Source organism: Sulfitobacter sp. UBA1132 (assembly GCF_002311545.1).
Lineage (GTDB): Bacteria > Pseudomonadota > Alphaproteobacteria > Rhodobacterales > Rhodobacteraceae > Sulfitobacter > Sulfitobacter pontiacus.
On sequence record NZ_DCAN01000009.1, the window covers coordinates 1,146 to 2,381 of the forward strand.

General features: G+C 57.4%; 1 protein-coding gene and 1 pseudogene. Both read right to left on the bottom strand.

The features are described 5' to 3' along the window. Window positions 1-172 precede the first annotated feature (172 nt). Window positions 173-979, bottom strand: a complete 807-nt coding sequence (locus B4F27_RS06480) for a metallophosphoesterase family protein (RefSeq protein ID WP_286759199.1) — start codon at window positions 977-979, stop codon at window positions 173-175. Then, a pseudogene (locus B4F27_RS06485) lies at window positions 976-1,236 on the bottom strand (diacylglycerol O-acyltransferase); the annotation flags it as partial. The pseudogene B4F27_RS06485 and the gene B4F27_RS06480, both read right to left, overlap by 4 nt.

Below are 1,236 nucleotides of genomic sequence, written 5' to 3' on the forward strand. Positions count from 1 at the left end.
GTCGTGATCCACGAAGGCACGCTGAAAACGCTCAAGCGCTTTAAGGACGAAGTTGCCGAAGTACCGTCAGGCCAGGAATGTGGTATGGCGTTCGAGAACTACGAAGACATCCGTCCGGGCGACGTTATCGAAATCTTCACACGTGAAGAAGTCGTACGCACGCTGGACTAAGTTACACTTCGTCCGAAATCTGATGATCAGAAGCCCGGTTAAATGTCCGGGCTTCTGTCGTTTCAAAGACCCGTTTATCTTCGTTAAAGCTCAGCCGGTCGACACAGACCTGATCGTCCGAGATCTTCACAAGGTTGAAATCATTCGGCTCTCCGCGCACGCGCGACGACAGGCTGGTCCCCGCATGCAACTGGATCGCCGTGGTGCCGCCGGATTCGACGGTAAAATTCTCTGCGTGCCACGTGTGAAGGTGCCCCGACAGGATCAGGTTCGCCCCGCAAGACAGCAGCTTTTCCAGCGCGATTTCCGCACCGGGTATGGGCTTTTTCTTGGTATGATTGGGATGCTCTAGCGGGTGATGTACCACTAACACGCGGGCTTTGCGCGCGGCGGTGTCGTCCATCGCCTTGCAGGCATGCGCGATACGCCCTGCCGTGAGCTTCCCCGTCTGCCACGAAAAGCGATCGACCGAGTTGATGCCGATGACGACCATATCGTTATCTTCATACCGCGGCGTCAGATCGGCGTTGATCCATTTGCGATACCTGCGCCATGGCATGAAAAACCGCTGGAACGGGCGGTCAAGCAGGACATCGTGGTTCCCCGGCACACCCAAGACAGGCGCGTTGATCCGCTGGATAAAGTTATGCGCTTCCTCGAACTGGCTCCGCCGCGCGCGCTGCGTGAAATCGCCCGAGATGGCGACCATATCGGGGTTCAGTTCGTTCACACAAGAGAGCAGCGGTTCCAGCAGGTCGGGTCGATCCTTGCCAAAGTGTAAATCTGAGAGATGCACCAATGTGCTCATCTGACGGCCTCGTTGAATTCGGCAGGAACGATCAATTGCAGGGCCTCGCGCTGCATGTGCAGTTTGAACGGGCCCTTCATGCGGCTTAACTCTCCGTCGCGGGCAACGGGGCGTGATTTATGCGGCATCTCAAGCGTGATCTCGTTCCCGCAGTGCATTTGATAGTCGGTTTCACGTTTCGCGACCCCAAGGGCCAGCGCGGCGGCGTGTTTGAATAGCCCCCAGCGGTTCGTATCGGGGGCGACCAGCAGCACCAT